1 protein-coding gene is annotated in these 374 nt (G+C 67.1%); it reads right to left on the bottom strand.

Annotated elements, in window-relative coordinates:
* The coding region (gene nadE / locus AC1DN0_RS41855; protein ID WP_477146723.1) for an NAD(+) synthase at positions 1–374 on the bottom strand (374 nt) is incomplete at both ends.

Here is a 374-nt window from a genome sequence, read left to right on the forward strand (position 1 = left end):
GCCGAACACCTCGGTCTTGTACAGGTCCTTCAGCGGCGCGTAGCCACCGCACATGTCGCCGTAGATGGTGGCGTAGCCGACCGCGTATTCACTCTTGTTGCCGGTGGTCAGCAGCAGCCCGCCGAACTTGTTGGACAGCGCCATCAGGATCACCCCGCGGCTGCGCGACTGCAGGTTTTCTTCGGTGACATCGGCCGCCTGGCCCTCGAACATCGGGCCGAGCGCGGCCATCAAGCCCTCGAACACCGGTTCGATCGACACCGCCTCCAGTTTCACCCCCAGCGCGCGGCACTGCTCGGCGGCCAGGTCGTTGGACATGTCGGCGGTGTAGCGCGACGGCAGGCGCACCGCCGTCACGTTGTCCGCGCCCAGCG

The organism is Cupriavidus sp. 05N39, from assembly GCF_056397325.1.